This window comes from Moorena sp. SIO3I6, from assembly GCF_010672095.1.
This window is the reverse complement of record NZ_JAAHHU010000433.1, coordinates 1-3,553: the sequence shown is the minus strand read 5'-3', so window position 1 is coordinate 3,553 and position 3,553 is coordinate 1. Positions and strand designations below refer to the sequence as shown.

1 protein-coding gene and 1 pseudogene are annotated in these 3,553 nt (G+C 36.4%); both read right to left on the bottom strand.

What is annotated here, in order from left to right:
• Positions 1 to 213, bottom strand: a pseudogene (locus F6K49_RS37425) (IS4 family transposase); the annotation flags it as partial.
• A 63-nt stretch (positions 214 to 276) separates the two neighbouring features.
• Complete coding sequence (locus F6K49_RS37420; protein ID WP_293105143.1) at positions 277 to 3,138, bottom strand: GNAT family N-acetyltransferase; 2,862 nt, start codon at positions 3,136 to 3,138, stop codon at positions 277 to 279.
• Positions 3,139 to 3,553 lie beyond the last annotated feature (415 nt).

Genomic DNA, 3,553 nt, shown 5'->3' with positions numbered 1-3,553 from the left:
CAAATATTTGACATCAAATACTGGCAAAGACAAAAATCTCTGTAGTTTTTTACGTCGTGATTGAAATTGAATGGGTAAAGGGAGTGACTCTGCGATTTTTTCAAGTTTTATATTTTTGGTGTCTTGTATAATTATTATTATAAGGTAAAAAAACAATAATTGAGATTCACAAAGTAGATTTTTTAGATGTTTTTGATAGAATTTTGGTAGCATTTTCAATTGATAGGTCGTATTGACAATTTATGACCTATCTTTTTTTACCATAATTTGGTCAATTTAAGATATATCAAGGGTTACAGGGCGCTTGTCGCCCCCCCAGGGATCTATGTGTATAGCTTCACGGGGCGAAATATGGAAAAAATCTGCATCAAATTTGTCAAATTCAGAAATAAAACCACCATAACGACTAGATATTTTTCCTGGTTGATTTTTATCAGAATTGTAATAGTTTTCAATATCCCAACGATTCAGAGGTACTTCCGTAATTGCATCAATGGCATTACACAGCAGTGACCAATACTTTTGGGGGCTATCGGCATTTCCAGGAAATCGACAAGCCATACCTATAATTGCTATCCCATTTTCTAATTGAGCAGCCGAAAAACCTGAATCAGTTTTTTGAGCTTTTGGATCTGGTTGTGTGATTTTTGGCAATAACTCAGAAATATTCTTGTGTTTAACTGGTGTTTCTCCCTTAAAATAACTAGCGATCGCCTTTGAATTTCCATACTTAAAGAAGAAATTAGGCTCTATTTTTACTCCCAGCTTTTTCTCCAATAAATATTTAAGTTCCAACAGTTCCAAAGATTCGATTCCCATCTCCATCAGTGGGCGTTCAGACTCAAAAGAGCGTTTCTTATTCATTACTGTCCGAACACAACTTGCCACTACTTCATCTACATCTGCTTCTATTTCTACTTTTCCCTGCCGATTTTTTTCATTTCCTACACCATCAAAACGTTGACGATGATGAATATCGTATTCTATCAGAACACCACAACCTTGATTTTCTATATCTGTGGGGCGATAACCAGGAAGAACTTTTTGAATTTTAGCCCCATGAATCTGATGAAAACGCAAAATCTGGTCTACCAGTAGCCCTGAATCATTTTTTTTGTGGATATATTCTGCCATTGGCATTGGGGAATAGTCTGAATAATTACGACAACGAGTCACTCCCACAACCCTTTCCACACAACCCATCACAGCACAATACTGAAGCATCCATTCCAGTAGTTGATCCCCCAACCCTTGATTTTGCAACTCTGGCAAAATATTCGTAGCTAGTAATTGTATCACTACTCCTGATTCAGTATGTAATGACGGCACTTCGACAAAGGTTCTATTTTCCAAAACTTCAGTCTGAGCAATCCTTTGGGAATAGATAGCTCCAACAATCTTTTCCTCAAGTTCTAAAATAAACTGCCCTTGTGGAAAATTAAAAATCCGCCTCTGGATTTCTTCTTTATCAACCCGAAGATTTTCTGACCAACACAATGCCTCTAATGCTATTAAATCAGGTAAATCCTTAAGTGTAGGATGGCGCAACTTATAAGGTTTTTTCTCAAAACAATTTAAGCTGATGCGACTAAATGGAAAATTCTGAGGATATCGTTTTGAAAATTCCCACTTAGGAAACAAACCTACTTCAGCAGCACAACTGAGAAACACTTCAGCTTCCACCAAATGTTGACTTGAGAAAGCTTGTAAGGCATCAAAATGGAGGCTATTACTACTGTCTAAAAATCTGTTGACTACTTTTGGTTCTAAACAATGAACTTCCAGAATCATCATCCCATGTTTAGTAACCACATCAGACCATTTTTCCAAATGTTCTACCAAGCTTTGTACCATAATCTGTGCAGGAATCAAACTTCCGTCTGAATCTACATAAACCCCTTGGTAAGAAAGTTGGCTCCGCCTTTTTGCTGCTTCTAAATTTTGAGGAGGGATAAATGGACGATCATGGTCCAAAAAGGAGCGAATGTGGATAATTTTTTCTGGATCATCAATTCCCTGAGTTTTTAAGTCGGATATCATTTGTTGTGGGTTTCCAATATCCCCCTTAATTAGCAAGTTAGGAATACCTGCTAAAGTCAATGCCGACTCTTGCAACGATGCTTGGTTATAATCTACTCCAATCATCTGCACTGGATATTTGTCTAGCACTTTTCCCCTAGCAGATTTTGTACTAATTAATTGATAAACCCTTTTGAGCAGTGTACCATCGCCACAACCCATATCTACAACATATTTTGGTTGATCAGAATAGGGTAACTTATTAAAAATATTCAGAATTAATTCATCTACATCAGCAAAAAACTTCTGGTGTTGAAAACCACTACTCATCACATTCAATTTTCTATCAATGTGACTTTCGCTTCCCTGTTTATCCCGACAAAATACAGTTTTACAATCTCCAAATAATACATCCGATATATGCAACAACATAGGAGTATAGGAAGCAGTAACTCCAGTAATTAGTATTCTATCTACTATAAATTTACCAACATCAGTTAAGCATAAACTATTTTCATCATCAACTAATTTATGGCTATGTTGTTTAACCTTTTGCGAAATTTTATAAGCCCACCCTTTAGCTATAAACAATGTTGATAATTCTTCTTTTATATGAGGATTCACACCAGATAATAAAGGCTTTTCTTGATCTACTGCTAATAAATCATGCTTGTGAAGCCCTAGCATAATTGGTATTATTAAGACCCCATCTAAGAAATCTGCAATTGTTCTATCATTAATATTCCACTGTTGTTGAGAAAGCTCTATCCAACTTTTAAGAATACCAGGCTTCTCCTTTCCTAGTAAATATGACTCTATAGGTAGATTGTATAATTCTAATATTTTTTCAGGAATCGAATAGTATGGTTGAAAATTATCCGTGAGCGAGTATTCATCAACTTCATTTTTTGATAGCCAACCTAGGGATTCCATCATTTTTAAGGCCACTTGCAGATGACCTGTATTTGCCCCTATAATATTAGCTATTTGCCGGTGAGTTATTCTCTTTTGTTTTATTAAGCCAAATAATCCTTTTTCTCTACAGGCTAAGATTACAGGAATAGAAACAAACCCATATTGATAACGATTAATTAACTCCAGCATTTTTTTATCTACCAATTATTTATTATATTTTTTGCTTTGAATACCACTTCTGATCTGGATACCCGCAGGCAGTTTCCATCAAACTAAGCCAGTGAGTCACCCCACTGATTCGTCTCCAGAACCGTAGGTGACAATGCACGTATCATACGGCTCCTCATTACAGTACAATCCTTGACAGTGGCTCCTCTAAAACGGATTTTAATCTAATTCGTTAGAACTAAGTTTCTCTATTACCTCTACACTGCTCTACAAAACTGATACAAAGCGTCACATAACGTGACCATCTGATCATGTTTAATTACTGCTGACCCTGAGACCGTCGGCGGTTACTCACCCACAGGCATTAAAGTCAAGACAACCGTATTTTTGTAAACCTTGGAAATTGTCCCATTGGGGCAGAAATGAACGCGAAGATTCAGAATGAGCCAGA